This is a genomic window from Siminovitchia fortis (genome assembly GCF_007681465.1).
GTDB classification, from domain to species: Bacteria; Bacillota; Bacilli; order Bacillales; family Bacillaceae_C; genus Siminovitchia; species Siminovitchia fortis.
Map to the genome: position 1 here is coordinate 1 of NZ_VEKZ01000055.1, position 16911 is coordinate 16911.

Consider the following 16911-nt stretch of genomic DNA (forward strand, 5'->3'; position numbering starts at 1 on the left):
AGCACTACGATAAGTCAACATCGGCTCGTACCTCGCCGTGTTTCCTTTATCTCATTGCGGAGGACTCCAGTTTGTACGTCGCTAAACGGGCACTTGCGCTTTTCCTATTAACTGCGCAGCTCGGCACCAGCTTTTTCTTTCAGTGCAGCCAACACTTTTTCATGGGTCTTTGTAACTTCCTCATCCGTAAGTGTCCTTTCAGGATCGGCGTAGGTCAACGAGAAGGCGATGGATTTTTTGCCTTCTTCCATATTCTTTCCTTCATATAGGTCGAACACATGGACTTCCCTCAGCAGTTTTCTGCCGGAATCCTTGATGATGGATTCAAGCGCAGCTGCATGGACATCCTTATCCACGACGAGTGCAATATCCCGTGCAATCGACGGATAACGTGGGATTGGAACATAGCGCAATTCAGGAAGCTCGTAATCAAAAACTGGTCCAGCCTGGATTTCAAATACATAGGTTTCCTTCAGGTCAAGGTCCTTTTGCAAGTTGGGATGAACCTGTCCGGCAAATCCTATAACTTCTTCATCCAATAAGACCTCCGCCGTTCGTCCTGGATGCATGCCATCCATTTGGACAGCCTGCCAGGAGATACGTTCTTCAAGTCCCAGCTTCCTGAACAGGCCTTCCAAAATTCCTTTGACTACATAAAAGTCAACCGGCTTTTTCTCTCCCTGCCAGGCATGATCCACCCACAAGCCTGTAACAGCTCCAGCAATATGCTCCCGTTCTTCTGGCTGCTTACCTTCACCTTCGTTTAAAAAGACAGAACCGATTTCGTAAAGGGCAACTGATTCATTTTTCCTGGCCACATTATAAGAGATCGCTTCAAGCATCTGCGGAACAAGGCTTAATCTCAGGCGGCTCCGTTCCTCGCTCATCGGCATTGACAAAGTGACAGGCGGACGTTTTTCAATTGAAAACATGGACGCCTTTTCTTCGCTTGTCAAAGAGTAGGTGATCGCCTGGTACAAGCCGGCTCCTTCCAGGAAGCCCCTAGCTGTTCTACGCTTTTCTTGAATCTTGCTCAAACCGCCCGGTGTTGCTGCTCCGCTGGGCAATGTTTTCGGAAGACGGTCATAGCCGTAGAGGCGTGCAACCTCTTCAATCAGATCCTCTTCGATCGTAATGTCTCCCCTGCGGGTCGGGACAGTTACAGTAAAAACATCTTCTTCAACCGCTGCTTCGAATTGCAGCCTTTCAAAAATCTTCACAACTTCCGCTGAAGTGATGTCAGTTCCGAGAACACGGTTAATTTTTTCCAAAGTAATGGATACAACCGCAGGCTCGATTGTCAAATGATCATCTTCCACAAGCCCTTCCAGCACTTCCCCGCCGGCATATTTTGCAATCAGCTGAGCGGCGCGCTCAGCTGCCGGCCTCACTCTGTTCGGATCGACGCCTTTTTCATAGCGGCTGCTTGCTTCGCTTCTCAAGCCATGATATTTTGACGTGCTCCGTACCGATCCGCCTGTAAAATAAGCAGACTCCAGAAGAATCGTTGTCGTATCATCGCTTACCTCTGAATCCGCTCCGCCCATCACACCTGCGAGTGCAACTGGAACAGTTCCATTTGTGATGACAAGCTGCTCGGAAGTTAACGTACGCTCAGTGTCATCTAGCGTTGTGATTTTTTCCCCTTCTTTCGCCAGGCGGATGACCACTTCCTTTGAACCGAACCGGTCATAGTCGAAAGCATGAAGAGGCTGGCCGTATTCAAGCAAAATATAGTTCGTGATATCGACGACATTATTATGGGGCCGAATGCCCGCTGACATCAGGCGTCCCTGCATCCAAAGAGGGGAAGGTCCGATTTGTACATTTTTTATAATCTTTGCCGTATAAAGCGGGTTTTCCTTTGGAGCTTCCACTTTTACGGAAATATAGTCGGAAGCTTTCTCTTCAGAAGCTTCACAGGAAATTTCCGGCAACTGGACTGATTCATTCAAAATGGCTGCAGTTTCATAGGCAACGCCGATCATGCTGAGCGCATCCGCACGGTTAGGCGTCAGATCAAGCTCCAGCACTTCATCGTCCATGTTTAATAACGCCAAAGCATCGGAACCGACTTTTACATCTGCAGGAAATACATAAATTCCGTCGGCAAATTCTTTCGGAACGAGCTTCCCTTCAATGCCAAGCTCCTGGAGTGAGCAGATCATTCCGTTTGACTCCTCGCCGCGGAGTTTGGCTCTTTTTATTTTAAAATTGCCTGGAAGAACAGCGCCGGCTTTCGCGACAGGCACCTTTTGGCCTTTGGCGACGTTTGGCGCCCCGCAAATGATTTGGACGGGCTCTCCCTCACCAATATCCACCTTACACACTTTCAATTTATCGGCTTGGGGATGCTGGGTGCAATCAAGGACTTCCCCGACAACTACACCCTTTACCCCATCGCTTAATTTTTCAACTCCATCAACTTCAATACCGCTTCTTGTTATTTTTTCAGCCAATTCAGCTGCGGAAATACCATTTAAATTGACATAATCCTGCAGCCATTTATATGAAACCAACATGTGTTTAACCTCCCGAATTATTCTTGAACTGCAAATTGTTTAAGGAACCGGATATCATTCGTATAGAAGTGGCGAATGTCGTCAATTCCGTATTTCAGCATAGCGATGCGGTCAGGCCCCATTCCGAAAGCGAAGCCTGTATATTTCTTTGAATCAAATCCCGCCATTTCCAGAACGTTCGGATGGACCATGCCCGCACCCAACACTTCAATCCAGCCAGTTTGTTTACATACCCGGCAGCCGTTGCCGCGGCAAATTTTGCAGGAAATGTCCATTTCCACTGAAGGCTCTGTAAACGGGAAGAAGCTTGGGCGCAAACGAATTTCACGGTCGGCACCGAAAATCTTTTTCGCGAATACTTCAAGCGTCCCTTTCAAATCCCCCATTGTGATATTCTCATCGACGACAAGGCCTTCAATCTGCATGAACTGATGGGAGTGTGTGGCATCGTCATTGTCGCGCCGATACACTTTTCCCGGACAGATGATTTTAACAGGCCCTTTTCCTTCATGCTTCTCCATTGTTCTGGCCTGAACCGGCGATGTATGCGTACGCATTAAAATTTCCTCAGTGATGTAAAAGGAATCCTGCATGTCGCGGGCCGGATGCCCTTTCGGCAAATTCAAAGCTTCGAAGTTATAGTAATCGTGCTCAACTTCAGGGCCTTCCGCTACTTTATATCCCATCCCGATGAACAGATCCTCGATCTCTTCGATAATTTTTGTAAGCGGATGGCGGTTGCCTGTTGAGACCGGCCTTCCTGGAAGCGTCACATCAATCGTTTCTGCTTCCAGCTTCTTGGCAACCGCTTCATTTTCAAGTTCCACATTCTTATTTTCAATCGCCTTTGTAATCGTTTCTCTGATCATATTGGCGAGAGCTCCCATTTTTGGCCGCTCTTCCGCTGACAGTTTACCCATGCCTCGCAATACTTCGGTAATCGGTCCTTTTTTTCCAAGATAAGAGACGCGGACCTGATTCAACTCTTTTAAGCCGGAAGCAGCCTTGACTTCTTCAAGAGCTTTCATTTCCAGTTCTTTTAACTTTTGCTCCATTTATATATCCTCCTTCATTTAATCCAATCAAAGTTATGGCATGCCTAAACTTAGACAATAAAAAAAGCCCGCTCCCAAAAAAGGGACGAGGCTATGGTCGCGGTACCACCCTTATAAACATTTTCATGTTCACTTCATTGTCATAACGGCAAGGCCGGCGCATCTTTACGAAATTACAGATAAAACCTGCAATGACGGTCCCGATGCCGACTCAGGAGGTGAACTTCACCCGGATTCCCAACTAAAAGTGCTTGCAGTCAAGGCACTTTCTCCCTGTAAGCGTCTTCCGGCTACTTTTCTCCATCATCGTCGTTTACGATATTAAGATATTCACATTATAGTCGTTTACAGCAATAATTTCAAATCGGTTTTCGCAAATGGTAAAGCAATATGCCGGCAGCTACTGCCACATTGAGAGATTCACTTTTCCCGTAGAGCGGAATATATAGGTTTTGATCGGTCTGCCGAAGATTTGCAGGGTCCACTCCTGCTCCTTCATTGCCTACAATTAAAGCGAATGAATCTGTAGGAGTAACCTCTGTAAAAGGTGACGCATTTTCCAGGGCAGTTCCGTAAACCGGAATATCCGCTGATTTTAATTTTTGTATCCATTCCGTTAAGCTTCCGGTTTCCGTCTGCAAATGAAAATGGCTTCCCTGGGCCGAACGGATCACCTTCGGGTTATAAAGATCACCGGTTCCTTCTCCAAAGATGACTGCATCGATTCCTGCCGCATCCGCCGTCCGGATCATCGTTCCAATATTCCCGGGATCCTGCACCCCGTCAAGAAGGAGCAGTTTCCGATGGACAGCCGGATTTACTCCAGCAGATCTTTTTTTGCAAGCCGCAAAAATCCCCTGGGGCGTTTCGGTTGCTGAGATGGCTTGGCTTATTTCCGGAGAGATCAATGTCACCGGAAACTTCCTTAGCTGTTCAATCTCGATGGCTGTAAAATTATTTTGGACCATGATCTCAATAATATCATCCGATTTCAATGCTTCTTCAATTAAATGGGCCCCTTCCAGCATATAATTGCCGGATTGGTCCCGTCCTTTTTTTGTAAGCAGCTTTTTCCATTCTTTGACCCGCGCATTTTTCGCGGATTTAAGTTCTTCCATTTATCATGCAATTCCTTTCGGGACAATTCTTTTTTCATTATACATAATTCAGCTAATTTGCGAAAAGCTAACGGAAGAATCTTTTGAAAAGGAGCCAAGATGAATGGATATTAATATTAGAAGAGCCGTTATTCATAATGTTTCTGAAAACAATCAAGACCAATTACGCGACACAATTGTGGATGCCATGCAAAAAGGCGAGGAAAAATATTTGCCCGGATTGGGCGTGCTTTTCGAAGTGATCTGGCAGAACGCAGATGAGCAGGAGAAAGGCATGATGCTTGATACACTGGAAAATGGATTAAAACAAACATAAGCGGCGGCGTGACCGTCCGCTTTTTTTTGGTTTTTTCACCGTTACCCAAAAATCCCTATAGCCATCTGTTGTGAGTATTTTTCTGTCATTGAATCTCTTGAATCATCTCCACCCTATTGCCAAATGGATCCCTAAACTCAAAACGTTCAAAGTTTGATATTGGTACTGACTCAATTATTTTTATTCCATTTTCCACCAATCTCTTCCTCCAAAACGAGACATCTTCAACTTGGTAGGCTAAGTGGGCTTTTGTTTTTGTCCTTTCAATGCCATCTTCTGTTCCTACATGCACTTCTTTACAGCCAACTTTTAACCAAAATCCCCCTCGTCCCTTTAGTGTTTCGGGCTTTTCTATTTCAACCAAGCCCAATATGCCGCAGTAAAAATTTTTTCCTTCCTTCTCTGCACCCTTCGGAATAGTAATTTGTGCGTGATGCAGTCCGAGAATCATCATGATCTCCCCCCTAATAAAAAAATATTCAAGACGTTAAAACGGAAACCGCAGCATTGCGTCTCCCCTCAAAGAATGGTAAAAAGTACACCACTATTGAGGTGATGTACTTTTTTTCCGTTCGTTAATCAAATATGATTTTTTCCACTGCTTCTTTATCCAGCCGTCTTACCACTTCAGTAATAAGTTTAACCGCATTTTCATAGTCATCACGGTGCAATAGTGCTGCATGGGTGTGGATGTAACGTGTTGCGATCGTAATGGCCAATGATGGAGCCCCTTCGCCAGCCAGATGTGTGGAGCCTGCATCGGTTCCACCGCCCGCCATGACATCAAACTGATAAGGAATGTCCAATTCGTCCGCGATTCCTGTTACGAAATCACGCAGGCCTTTATGGGAAACCATTGAAGCATCATACAACATGATTTGGGGACCTTCCCCCATTTTTGCCTGCGCCTCTTTCTCGGAGATGCCCGGAGTATCTCCAGCAACACCGACATCCACGGCAATAGCAATGTCCGGCATGATTTTATTAGCGGCTGTCTTGGCTCCCCTCAAGCCGACCTCTTCCTGCACAGTACCTACACCATATACGGTATTGGGGTGATTTTCGCCTTTTAAATTTTTTAGGACATCAATGGCGATGGCGCAGCCGATCCGATTGTCCCAAGCTTTAGCAAGGAGCATTTTTTCATTGTTCATGACGGTGAATTCAAAGTAAGGAACTGCCATGTCACCAGGGCGGACTCCCCATTCTCTCGCTTCTTCCTTGCTTGATGCTCCGATATCAATGAACATATCTTTGATTTCCACCGGCTTTTTCCGTGCTTCCGCAGATAAAATATGCGGAGGCTTGGAACCAATGACGCCTGTAATTTCACCCTTTTCCGTAACAATCGTCACCCGCTGGGCCAGCATGACCTGATTCCACCAGCCGCCGACCGTTTGAAAGCGAAGGAATCCCTTGTCATCGATTTGTGTAATCATGAATCCAACTTCATCCAAATGCCCGGCCACCATAATTTTTGGTCCGTTTGTATCCCCCGATTTTTTTGCGATCAAACTTCCCAGTCCATCCGTTTCAATCTCGTCGGCGTACGGCTCTATGTACTTTTTCATGATGCTGCGCGGCTCTTGCTCATTCCCCGGAATTCCCTTAGCATCTGTCAAATCTTTTAACATCGATAAAGTGTCATCGAGATTTTGCATCATCATCCCTCGCTTTTGAAAATTTTTCCTTTTTTCATTATACTCAAAAATGGAAGCTATCACAAAGAAATCGCCGTCCGGCTCAATAACCGTTTTGCTGGCGTTTGAAATTCACTTCGTTCTTCTTTTTATAGGCTTCCTGTACTTCATCAAGGGTAAAGCCAAGCGTCTGGCCCAGAATAATATACTGCCGGAAAAGCTCCTCGAAATCCTCGGCATCTTTAGACTGGCGGAAATCATTGACCAGCCTGTAAATCTTTAAAAAGCTGCGGTCCAAATCTTCGTTGGCTTCCTGGGAAACGAGAGAATATTCGCGATCTGAAAAGCCAAGATCCAGTCCAAGGGATAAAATGAAATGGACGCCGTCCACAAACTCTTCCAAAATATCCTCATGCGCGGACGGGGGCTTTTTGCTCCAAAACTTAAAGCATCTCGTTTCGTTCGCCAATTCACCGACTTCTACGAGCAAAGCCAAAATCTTTTTTTCAAATAAATCTTCTCCTTGCAGCCCGTGTTCCTTTTCGATGTACCGGTCCAATTCATGCTGCATGGCAAAACATTCCTGTATTGTCATCATTTATCAATCCTCCATGAAAAAATTATAACAAAGTTGAAACCTTTTATCGCGTTTGTCCGTATGGTTAATAGATTATGTATTGGAGGTCTCATCATGATCTTATTATTTAGACTCGTCATTTTGGCTTTAATTATTTATCTCTTTTATATAGCTGTCAAATTTATACTGGATCCAAAGAGGAAATTGGAAAGTGCCCATGAACAGAAGCGCTTCTTCTTTTATGATAACCCGGATAATATCAGGAAAAACTTTTTGGTCACTTATGAAGGCGTTATGTTTGAAGGGGAAAAATATCTGGGTACAACGGACCGCGCCTTTGAAGTCGTTTCCATTTTCATTTTCCCGCATAACAATGACTTGCTGCAGGGACTCGGCTACGAGGATTTCAGATTTATTGAAAATGAAGTGAAACTTCGATATCCCAAAGCGGTCATTGACTGGAAAAGCCCTATCAAAGAATTGATGGAGAAAAATAGGAATAATGAAAAGTAAAAATCCTCAAAGGAGTCATGCCACAAAAAGAAGGGGCTTGTTCAATGCAGAAGATGCCTTGAAATCAGTGATCAGAAGGTTTAGCTTGGACTTTTAAGGGTTGGTGCGTCAAAGTGATTTGTGTGAAAAAAAGTCATGCCATTTGACTGTGACAATTTTTTCACGAAGCATATAGAACAGGATGAATAGGGCCAGAACTATTAGGACTCCGATTCCCGGGGAAAACTGGGTAATGTATTCTCCAAATACAGTGTAAAAGAATGCCAAAGGAATGTTCGTTGCTACAGATCCTTTCATAAACCCCCTGAAGTCAGGTCTTCTTTCCAGGAGACAGAGGTTCAGCAGTTGATAATGAAAGAATGGGATCAAGCGCAATACGGCGATCTGGCCAACAGTCATTTTCGTATGTGCCCCAAACCATTTATGCTTGATGTTCATTAACTTTTGATGAGTTCGGGGAATCCTTCTGATGATAAAATAAAAAAGAGCGGATAGTAGTAGCAGTCCCGCCATTGAATAGACTGTTCCAAGGATACTGCCGAAAAGCATCCCGCCTGCCATGCAGACGAACGCAACCGGTATGAACATGAATTGCCTGACAACGTGGAACAGAATAAATAGCACCGGTGCAAGAATTCCGCTGCCCTGCATAATCGAAAGCATGATTAACAACTGCTCATCCATGATGATCACCTGCTTTCCTATATATATGTATTTTAAGACGAAGTCCGTTATGACTGGGCAAATAAATAAGCAGCCATTCTCACCTATGAAGAATGGCTGCTTTTTATTCTGCCCATTTTGGAAACGGTTTTTGATATTAAAGTGCAGCTTTTGCTTTGTCTGCAAGTTCTGCAAATGCTTTTTCATCAGAAACAGCAAGGTCTGCAAGCATTTTGCGGTTTACTTCGATGCCGGCAACTTTCAAGCCGTGCATCAAACGGCTGTAAGAAAGGCCGTTCATGCGCGCTGCCGCGTTGATACGTGTAATCCAAAGTTTGCGGAAGTCACGTTTCTTGTTGCGGCGGTCACGATAAGCATACATATAAGATTTCATTACCTGCTGGTTGGCAGTTTTATATAATGTATGTTTGGAACCATAATAACCTTTTGCTAATTTTAAAACTTTCTTACGACGTCTGCGGGTAACTGTTCCGCCTTTTACGCGTGGCATATTATTTCCCTCCTAATGCTCCCTAATTATTTAATATTATCAAGCAAGTGCCGAATTCTGCGGAAGTCTCCTTTAGAGACGATTGCCGACTTGCGGAGTTTCCGCTTTTGTTTCGTGGATTTATTGGCGGCCAAGTGGCTTGTATAAGCATGTGAACGTTTCAATTTGCCGGAGGCAGTCTTTTTAAAACGTTTCGCTGCGCCGCGGTGTGTTTTCATTTTTGGCATATGAATTTCCTCCTCAAAACATTACTTTTCATTGATCGGTGCGAGTACAAGGAACATGCTTCTGCCGTCCATTCGTGGCCTGGACTCGACAGTCGCCAAGTCTTTGCATTCATCGGCAAAACGTGTCAGTACTTTCTGGCCGATTTCTTTATGAGTGATGGCACGTCCCCTAAAGCGGATGGATGCCTTCACTTTGTTTCCTTTTTCAAGGAATTTGCGTCCATTGCGGAGCTTTGTATTAAAATCGTGCTCATCAATTGTTGGACTCAAACGAACTTCCTTCACGTTGATCACTTTTTGGTTTTTGCGCGCTTCTTTCTCTCTCTTCTGCTGTTCAAAACGATATTTCCCATAATCCATGATTCTGGCCACCGGGGGTTTTGCGTTCGGCGCCACCAATACAAGATCAAGGTTTGCACGCGCAGCGATATCCAGCGCTTCATTGCGGGTTTTGACACCCGCCTGTTCACCATTTTGGTCAATGAGACGAAGTTCACGGGCACGAATGCCTTCATTCACAAACATATCTTTGCTAATAGTTAGCCACCTCCAAGGTATTTTCAAGAATACTGAGTTTGAGTAAAAATAGGGCTGATCTATTCCGGTCCTATGAGTCTTTTCGCCTATCTTTATCAAGTCTGGTCCATAAAAAATGCGGGCCGCAAAGGGCCCGCACTTAATCATACATAACGTATGGATAATTGCTATACATTCATAACCTGTCAACAGCATGGATGCGTCAATCAGGCGAGAAGCGGGCAGCTCCTTCTTACACAAACAAGTATTCGATTAACCTCTATTAGTTTACCATGGCTACATAAATTTGTCAAATGACAGGCATTTGAAGCCTTGTGATAACAACGTTGTTAATCATACCAAATTTATGTCCAGCCCGCAATGTTTATTTTTCAAGGATCGGGAAAAACTTTATATAGATAGGTCAAGTTACAAGGAGGCTCACTCATATGAAAAAATGGATCTATTCCATTTCGATACCCCTGTTCGCTATTGGATTGGCCGCTTGCTCAAACGATCCATCCGTGGATAACCATCCAAAGGAGCAGGTAGTCCCGCCGCCAAATGAAAATGCAACAACGAATGACGATCAGATCAACAAAGAAGACAGCGGCAACAAATCCGATGACGGAAATGTCCAGGATATGAACGCCAAAAAGCTTATGGACAATTTCCCATATACGAAATTCGATTTGGAAATCGACTATGCCCCAGACATGGAGTATGATTTTGAATATGAAGAAAAGGATGCCGGTTCTGGCTCTTACCGGGCGGAATTGAATGACTCTGTGCATGATAAGAAGCTTAAAGGAATAGAAGCATTCCAGACATTATACACATTAATGCAAGACGTAAGAATCGATGAAAACACAACAAAGGAAGACGCCATCCAGCAAATCCTTGACACATTCCAGCTTGATGACAACTATACAAAATTCGAACTGGACTATACGATGAAAAACGGAACGAAAAAAGAATTTGAGGATAGAAAATAGGATGTCTTAAAACAAATCAGGTGAAGAAAAACGAAACTGTTCTTCTTCACCTGATTTTTTACTGAGTAAGAAAGCATAAGATGTTTTAGCTTTAAAATTTTGAACAAAGCCTTTTGTTGTCTAGCTCCAGCGCCTATCGACTAGCAGACTTCGCGCCTCCTCCTACGATAAGTCAACATCGGCTCGTTCCTCGCCGTGTTTCCTTTATCTCGTCGGAGGCACTCCAGTCTGTGCGTCGATGGGCAAGGCGCTTGCGCTTTTCTAATGGGGATTGTCCCCCGCCGCTTTAACGCGTTACCTCATTAAGGGACTGTCCCCCGGCTTCTTCCAGGATACGGTTGATGAATTCTTTCAATGGGACTGTTTCGGTCTTCTTCTCTCCGTATTTTCTCACGTTGACTGCTTCGGCTTCGACTTCGTTGTCTCCGACGACCAGCATGTAAGGGATTTTCTGCATTTGTGCTTCACGGATTTTATAGCCGATTTTCTCATCGCGCTTATCCATTTCCACACGTAAACCACTTGCTTTCAGTTTGTCAGTGACGAGTTTGGCATAATCGAAATGCGCATCCGGAGATACAGGGATCACCTGGACCTGGACCGGAGCCAGCCATGTTGGGAATGCCCCTTTGTATTCCTCGATCAAAAAGGCGACAAACCGTTCCATTGTCGAAACGACTCCACGGTGAATGACAACCGGGCGGTGCTGCTTGCCGTCTTCGCCGACATATGTCAAATCAAGTTTTTCAGGAAGCAGGAAGTCCAACTGTACAGTTGACAATGTTTCCTCCTTGCCAAGGGCCGTCTTCACCTGGACATCAAGCTTCGGTCCGTAGAACGCCGCTTCCCCGTCAGCCTCATAATAATCCAGCTTCATTTCATCCATGGCTGCTTTGAGCATGGATTGCGCTCTTTCCCACATTTCATCATCATCATAGTATTTCTCTTTATCTTCAGGATCACGGTAGGAAAGGCGGAATGAATAATCGTCAATACCAAAATCACGGTACACTTCTTCAATCAGCTGCACTACCCGGATGAACTCGTCTTTAATTTGATCAGGCCGGACAAAAATATGAGCATCATTTAGTGTCATGCCGCGGACACGCTGGAGTCCTGACAATGCTCCGGACATTTCATAGCGGTGCATTGTGCCAAGCTCTGCAATCCTGATCGGCAATTCACGATAGCTGTGAATTTCGTTTTTATACACCATCATATGGTGCGGGCAGTTCATCGGACGCAATACAAGCTGTTCATTGTCCATGTCCATGATAGGAAACATATTCTCTTGATAATGGTCCCAGTGTCCACTTGTTTTATACAAGTCGACACTTCCCAAAACCGGAGTATATACATGATCGTAGCCAAGCTCCACTTCTTTATCCACAATATAGCGCTCAATGACCCTGCGGATTGTAGCGCCTTTTGGAAGCCAAAGCGGGAGCCCCTGCCCCACTTTTTGTGAATTTGTAAACAGGCCAAGCTCTTTTCCAAGCTTGCGGTGATCGCGCTCTTTCGCTTCCTCCAGCATTTTCAGATGCTCTTCAAGATCGCTTTTCTTAAAAAATGCAGTTCCATATACGCGCTGCAGCATTTTATTGTTGCTGTCCCCGCGCCAGTAGGCACCGGCAATGCTCAACAATTTAAAAAACTTGATTTTGCCGGTAGAAGGGACATGGACGCCGCGGCATAAATCGTAAAACTCCCCTTGCTCGTAGATTGTCACTTTTTCATCCGCGGGAATGGCATCAATCAGTTCCTGCTTATACTCATCATGTGCGAACAGCTTTTTCGCTTCATCCCTTGTAACCTCTTTCCGAACGATTTCCAAGTTTTCATTGATGATTTTTTTCATTTCTTTCTCAATGACAGGCAAATCATCCGGTGTCAAAGAATGCTCCATATCCATATCGTAATAAAATCCGTTTTCAATGACCGGCCCGACACCAAGCTTCACACCGGGATAAAGCCTTGATACTGCCTGCGCCATTAAATGGGCTGTACTGTGGCGAAGCACTTCAAGGGCTTCTTCGCTTCCGGGAGTAATGATTTCAATGGAGCAATCCTCGTGGATGGGAGTTCTCAGGTCAATCATTTTGCCGTTCAATTTTCCGGCAACAGCACTTTTCTTTAAACCCGGGCTGATGGAAGCTGCAATCTCTTCCGTTGTAGTCCCCAAAGGAAACTCCTTGACGGACTCATCTGGAAAAGTGATTTGTATTTGTTCAGACATGCAATCTACTCCTTCTTCTTTTATTTAAAATAAAAAACCCGCCCCTGGGAAAGGGACGAGTTTTGAGCACGTGGTTCCACCCTAATTTTCACAAAACGGCTTGGCCGTCTCATGACTTAGAATAAATAACGGATTTGGTCCGCCGCCCACTACTTAACATTTCATGGCCGGAGTTCGAAGGCGGTAAGTATTCAAATCGTGTTAGGAAGCTTTCAGCTGGCCTTCCCTCTCTGTAAACCGTAAAAGAATACTCTTGTCCTTGTCATAACTGTTAGGTTCATTTGATTATGTACGTATTATAGAATGTTGCTTGCGGAAAATCAAGAGGATTCATTTATTTGGTTTTCTGGACCGGAGGAAGGATGACCATTCTCTCTTCAAAAATGTTGACAAGGGTCCTGACAAGCGGCTTCTCCTCGTAAGGAGTATAAAGAATTATTTTTTCAGGAGCCATGGATAAAAGCGGTGCAATGACGGCTGAATCGATATATACAGGATGAATCGCAAGCAGGCGGCGGTCAACCATGTCTATGACTTGCTTTTTTTCCATGGCGTGAAAATGCTCATCATAAAATGTTATTTCATCATCAATTAAAAGATGCACCATTTTCTTTATTGGCGTACGGTCCTTTAAATATTCCCTCAGCATATTAATGAACATCTGATATTCCTGCTCCATCTTGTATTCATCAATGGCCACATGCAAATATCGGATCAATGTCTCCTGATATTTTTTTAGCCTGAAAGTCCAAAGGGAATCAAATAGTACAGAAGTTGATGAGTCCAGAAGAGACCCCACTGCATTCCTGACCAGTTCAAATTCATTTATTTTTCCTGCCAATGCGGTTAATTCTTCCCTCTTTCCGCTGCACATTTCAGATACAATCTCAATAATTTGCTCGCATTCTTCCTCATTTTCATAATAAAATTTTTTGGAAAGTATCTTATGAAGGAATTCGCCTCTTTTCACATGAATGATGAAATAGGCAAGCATATCCATATAGTATTCTTTATCAGGCAATGAAAAAACAAAAGCATCCTGTTGTTTTGCAAATGGCTCTTTCAAGCCGTGTTTAAGAAAAAAAGTTTGCAGCTGAACAGCTTCTTCTTCACATAAAAGGATGATATCCATGCCGGGCCCCTCCTTTGGCTTACACATTCATACCGTTGATTCATGTATATGGGGGGCACGTCCCGGCTATGCCTTGGACATGAAAAAAGTACCCATTTGAGGGTACTTGGAAAAGCGGAGGGCGGCCGCTCAGGGGCGACAAGCGCTGGAGAAAAAAACAGTGAAGGCGTTCTTTGCCTTCATTGTTTTTTTCGAAGCGACCTCGAGCCCCTGCCGCCCGGAGCTGGACAATGGAAAAGCGGAGGCGCTCGTTTAGCGACGTACAGACTGGACGATTCCTGACGAGATAAAGGATAAGGAAAGGCGGAGAGTGCCTGCTTATCGGCGACAAGCGGTGCAGGAAAAACCTTTGAAAGCGTTCTTTGCCTTCATTGGTTTTTCCGAAGCGACCTCGAGCCCCTGCCGCCCGGAGCTGGACAATGGAAAAGCGAAGGGCGGCCCGCTTAGGGGCGACAAGCGCTGGCCGCCTTAAACCGCCACATCCTGTGGCGTCGGCGGCACTAGGACATCCTGTCCGTCGCCGAACTTTTAAAAATGTCTCCGATTCGGCCCGCCCAATTTGACGGGAAGGGAAAGGAATTTGATTCTCTCCATCAATCGCCGTGCTTTCATTTTTTCCTCTTCCCCTCTTTGCGTATAGGTCAAATGATGTTCCAAACCGCTGTAATCAAAGTTCGATGTAAAAAAGGTGGGAAGCTGATCGTGCATCCTATATTGCATGATCGAGCCCAAAATTTCATCTCTGGTCCAGCTCGACATCGCTTCTGCACCAATATCATCAAGCATAAGGACATGTGCTTTTTTCACCGTTTCCAGTTTTTCATTCAATGTCTGGTCCCCAAGCGACTGTTTCATTTCCCGAAGAAACTCCGGAACATACACAATCAGCGATGAAATTCCTTTTTCCGCCAATTGGTTGGCGATGGCCCCCAATAAATAGGATTTGCCGACACCAAATTCCCCGTGCAGGTAAAGTCCTTTCATACTGCTTCCTTGTGTGTACTCGGCCGTAAACCGCTCGGCGTATTCAAACGCATCCAGCCTGCCTTCACTGTCCAATGAAAAATCGGCAAAGGAAGCATTCAGAATATCTTTCGGCATGTAGAAGCTTTCGATCAGCTTCCTTGTTTTCCGCCGCTCGTCATCCAGGATTTTTTCAGGGCATGGGCGGTAATGAATGTCAATTCTATTACTTTCAATGACAAGTGAAGGCTCATAGCCCTTCATGATATTCATACATCCGGAAAGGCCGGGGCAATCGTTGCAATTAATCGTCTGGGACTTGTATTCATACAGTTTCATTAAATTGGTCTCAATCATCCGATCAGTGACTGCGTGCTTATTTTCCTCTAAAAAAGCCTGAATATCGGGATTCTCCAGCACTTCCTGCTTTAAATCTTCGTATCTTTTCCGGAATTCAGGTGCCTGGTACAGCCTTTGCATCGTTTTATTGATGCTTTCCACCTTTTTCACCTCCATTTTTTCGATACTTCCTTTGGATAGCTTCCAGCTTGCGCCTTCTTTCTTCCATGTCAGGATCATGTTTTACGGTTGCCGTTTTTGTTTTCACTTCCGGTTGTTCCTGTTCCTGAAGAACGAACCAGTCCGGAAGCTTTTCGGTACGGATAGGCGTTTTGCGCCTTTGACTCCGTTCATTCTTTTCATTTGCCCACGTCTGATATTGCCGATGTTCATTTTTTGCAAGCTCCATGGCGGCTTTTACCGTCTTGATCTTTTTGCGTGCCCAATGTGAAGCAATCTTCTCCATATAATTCTTTGACAGTTTCATATCTGTCTTCAACATGACATAATGGATCAGCACATTCATGACCCCCGGTTCAAGCTGCTGGCCCAGCATGATTTCTTCCACCGCTGTCAAATCGGACATGGCCGGCTGAGCCCCTTCGGACAGATCAATTAAAAGCTGCCGCGGCGAAGTCGTCTCCAAATAAAAAATGAGTTTGCTTTCCTTTGATAAACCTGCACCATCACTCTCCCGGTACATGACGGGCTGCCGGCGATTGACCAGCTGCGGAAGCTGATCGTCATTTTCCATCTGGTACCAGTCACGTGCCGCCTTTCTCAACTCGTCCAAATCAATTTTATCGTCTGGCGTTATACTTGAAAGGACAACTTTTTGCATATCGATTTCGTTAATAGAATATAAGAAAGAAAGTTTGGTAATAGTGTCCTTGACTGCTGAAGTAAAAGCTTTTCTTGGAACCATGGCAGTGGTCAGGCCGGATAGGAGCAGGTCAAAATTAAAGCTATCTGTGGAAATATGTATCGGTTCCGCCTTTTCGCGGTGAATATACCTCATGTCCGGGTCCGGCGAGCTGTGTTCCTGGCCCTCGAAGTTTTTCAGCGCGTGAACGCTCATGGACGTATAGACATCCTGAAAAGAGCGGGTGACATCTGCAAATTCTTCTTTATTAATGGCTGAATCGGAAAAAGCTCTCTTTAATTTAAGAAAATGGGTTTGCCCGAGCTTTTGGTATAAATAAATATTCAGCATGCCGTCGGTAAAGAACTGTTCCGCTGACAGCGGGGGCTGCAGTTCATAAATATAAACCCTGTGACCGTCCGATTCTTTGAGGAATGTCTTCAGCAGCCCCATGCCTTCCAGCTTCAAACGCGCATGGTAAATATCATCCATATTCAAGCCCAGCAACCCCATGAGATGATAATGGTTCCACTCTTCGGACCATAGACGATTTTCTTCAACCATGTAAGCCAGCGTCGTATACAGATTCGTGCAGTTAACTCCCATCAAAGGCTGATACAAGAAGGAGATGACTTTCTTGTCGTGGTCGCAAATATGGCCATTCATCGCTGCATAAAAACTATCTATAGGCTGGACCTCGTTCCAATATTGTTTCAAGCCAAACAC

General features: G+C 44.9%; 18 protein-coding genes and 3 other annotated features. Of the genes, 4 read left to right on the forward strand and 14 right to left on the reverse strand.

Annotated elements, in window-relative coordinates; all coding sequences use genetic code 11:
• Window positions 1–107: 107 nt before the first annotated feature.
• The 3 genes from pheT to FS666_RS15145 all read right to left on the reverse strand — a co-directional run bounded on the left by pheT (window position 108) and on the right by FS666_RS15145 (window position 4695).
• Complete coding sequence (gene pheT / locus FS666_RS15135) at window positions 108–2522, reverse strand: phenylalanine--tRNA ligase subunit beta (protein WP_144463137.1); 2415 nt, start codon at window positions 2520–2522, stop codon at window positions 108–110.
• Between the two features lie 17 nt (window positions 2523–2539).
• Window positions 2540–3577: a phenylalanine--tRNA ligase subunit alpha gene (pheS, locus tag FS666_RS15140; RefSeq protein ID WP_120075072.1), complete on the reverse strand. Its 1038-nt coding sequence runs from the start codon at window positions 3575–3577 to the stop codon at window positions 2540–2542.
• A 78-nt stretch (window positions 3578–3655) separates the two neighbouring features.
• Window positions 3656–3893 (reverse strand) — a binding site (T-box leader).
• Between the two features lie 43 nt (window positions 3894–3936).
• Window positions 3937–4695 (reverse strand): TrmH family RNA methyltransferase, encoded by a 759-nt coding sequence (locus FS666_RS15145; RefSeq protein WP_144463135.1) that lies wholly within the window; start codon window positions 4693–4695, stop codon window positions 3937–3939.
• A 103-nt stretch (window positions 4696–4798) separates the two neighbouring features.
• On the opposite strand from FS666_RS15145, the gene sspI reads away from it, so the two are divergent.
• Window positions 4799–5011: a small acid-soluble spore protein SspI gene (sspI, locus tag FS666_RS15150; protein ID WP_120075068.1), complete on the forward strand. Its 213-nt coding sequence runs from the start codon at window positions 4799–4801 to the stop codon at window positions 5009–5011.
• 85 nt (window positions 5012–5096) lie between these two features.
• Here sspI and FS666_RS15155 read toward each other — a convergent pair whose 3' ends face one another.
• The 3 genes from FS666_RS15155 to FS666_RS15165 all read right to left on the reverse strand — a co-directional run bounded on the left by FS666_RS15155 (window position 5097) and on the right by FS666_RS15165 (window position 7246).
• Window positions 5097–5462, reverse strand: coding sequence for a VOC family protein (locus FS666_RS15155; protein ID WP_144463145.1), 366 nt, complete (start codon window positions 5460–5462; stop codon window positions 5097–5099).
• Window positions 5463–5586: 124 nt separating this feature from the next.
• Window positions 5587–6672: a M42 family metallopeptidase gene (locus FS666_RS15160; RefSeq protein WP_144463143.1), complete on the reverse strand. Its 1086-nt coding sequence runs from the start codon at window positions 6670–6672 to the stop codon at window positions 5587–5589.
• Window positions 6673–6754: 82 nt separating this feature from the next.
• The gene (locus FS666_RS15165) at window positions 6755–7246 is read right to left on the reverse strand and encodes a dUTP diphosphatase (RefSeq protein WP_144463141.1); all 492 of its coding nucleotides are present in this window, start codon (window positions 7244–7246) and stop codon (window positions 6755–6757) included.
• Between the two features lie 96 nt (window positions 7247–7342).
• Here FS666_RS15165 and FS666_RS15170 point away from each other — a divergent pair, with 96 nt between their 5' ends.
• Window positions 7343–7741: a sigma-w pathway protein ysdB gene (locus tag FS666_RS15170; RefSeq protein ID WP_144463133.1), complete on the forward strand. Its 399-nt coding sequence runs from the start codon at window positions 7343–7345 to the stop codon at window positions 7739–7741.
• A 108-nt stretch (window positions 7742–7849) separates the two neighbouring features.
• On the opposite strand, the gene FS666_RS15175 is transcribed toward FS666_RS15170, so the two are convergent.
• The 4 genes from FS666_RS15175 to infC form a co-directional block, all read right to left on the reverse strand.
• Complete coding sequence (locus FS666_RS15175; protein WP_120075088.1) at window positions 7850–8425, reverse strand: TVP38/TMEM64 family protein; 576 nt, start codon at window positions 8423–8425, stop codon at window positions 7850–7852.
• Window positions 8426–8561: 136 nt separating this feature from the next.
• Window positions 8562–8915: a 50S ribosomal protein L20 gene (gene rplT / locus FS666_RS15180; RefSeq protein WP_120075063.1), complete on the reverse strand. Its 354-nt coding sequence runs from the start codon at window positions 8913–8915 to the stop codon at window positions 8562–8564.
• A gap of 26 nt (window positions 8916–8941) precedes the next feature.
• Window positions 8942–9142: a 50S ribosomal protein L35 gene (rpmI, locus tag FS666_RS15185; RefSeq protein ID WP_120075061.1), complete on the reverse strand. Its 201-nt coding sequence runs from the start codon at window positions 9140–9142 to the stop codon at window positions 8942–8944.
• Window positions 9143–9163: 21 nt separating this feature from the next.
• Window positions 9164–9667 carry a translation initiation factor IF-3 gene (infC, locus tag FS666_RS15190; protein ID WP_120075059.1) on the reverse strand — a complete coding sequence of 168 codons (504 nt, stop codon included), beginning with the start codon at window positions 9665–9667 and terminating at the stop codon, window positions 9164–9166.
• A gap of 115 nt (window positions 9668–9782) precedes the next feature.
• Window positions 9783–9919 (reverse strand) — a sequence feature (ribosomal protein L20 leader region).
• Window positions 9920–10107: 188 nt separating this feature from the next.
• Between infC and FS666_RS15195 the strand changes: the two genes are divergently transcribed.
• Window positions 10108–10653 carry a YusW family protein gene (locus FS666_RS15195; protein WP_144463131.1) on the forward strand — a complete coding sequence of 182 codons (546 nt, stop codon included), beginning with the start codon at window positions 10108–10110 and terminating at the stop codon, window positions 10651–10653.
• Window positions 10654–10939: 286 nt separating this feature from the next.
• Here the strand turns inward: FS666_RS15195 and thrS are convergent, their stop codons facing one another.
• Both thrS and FS666_RS15205 read right to left on the reverse strand, forming a co-directional pair.
• On the reverse strand, window positions 10940–12889 hold the full coding sequence (thrS, locus tag FS666_RS15200) for a threonine--tRNA ligase (RefSeq protein ID WP_120075055.1): 1950 nt from the start codon (window positions 12887–12889) through the stop codon (window positions 10940–10942).
• Window positions 12890–12937: 48 nt separating this feature from the next.
• Window positions 12938–13164, reverse strand: a binding site (T-box leader).
• 59 nt (window positions 13165–13223) lie between these two features.
• Window positions 13224–14021 (reverse strand): putative sporulation protein YtxC, encoded by a 798-nt coding sequence (locus FS666_RS15205; protein ID WP_186306578.1) that lies wholly within the window; start codon window positions 14019–14021, stop codon window positions 13224–13226.
• A 310-nt stretch (window positions 14022–14331) separates the two neighbouring features.
• On the opposite strand from FS666_RS15205, the gene FS666_RS19885 reads away from it, so the two are divergent.
• Window positions 14332–14493, forward strand: coding sequence for a hypothetical protein (locus FS666_RS19885; protein ID WP_186306579.1), 162 nt, complete (start codon window positions 14332–14334; stop codon window positions 14491–14493).
• 56 nt (window positions 14494–14549) lie between these two features.
• Here FS666_RS19885 and dnaI read toward each other — a convergent pair whose 3' ends face one another.
• Window positions 14550–15485, reverse strand: a complete 936-nt coding sequence (gene dnaI, locus FS666_RS15210) for a primosomal protein DnaI (RefSeq protein ID WP_144463127.1) — start codon at window positions 15483–15485, stop codon at window positions 14550–14552.
• A complete protein-coding gene (locus tag FS666_RS15215; protein ID WP_120075051.1) occupies window positions 15469–16902 on the reverse strand; it encodes a replication initiation and membrane attachment family protein in 1434 nt (477 codons plus the stop codon). The genes dnaI and FS666_RS15215 overlap by 17 nt, the downstream gene beginning before the upstream one ends.
• Window positions 16903–16911 lie beyond the last annotated feature (9 nt).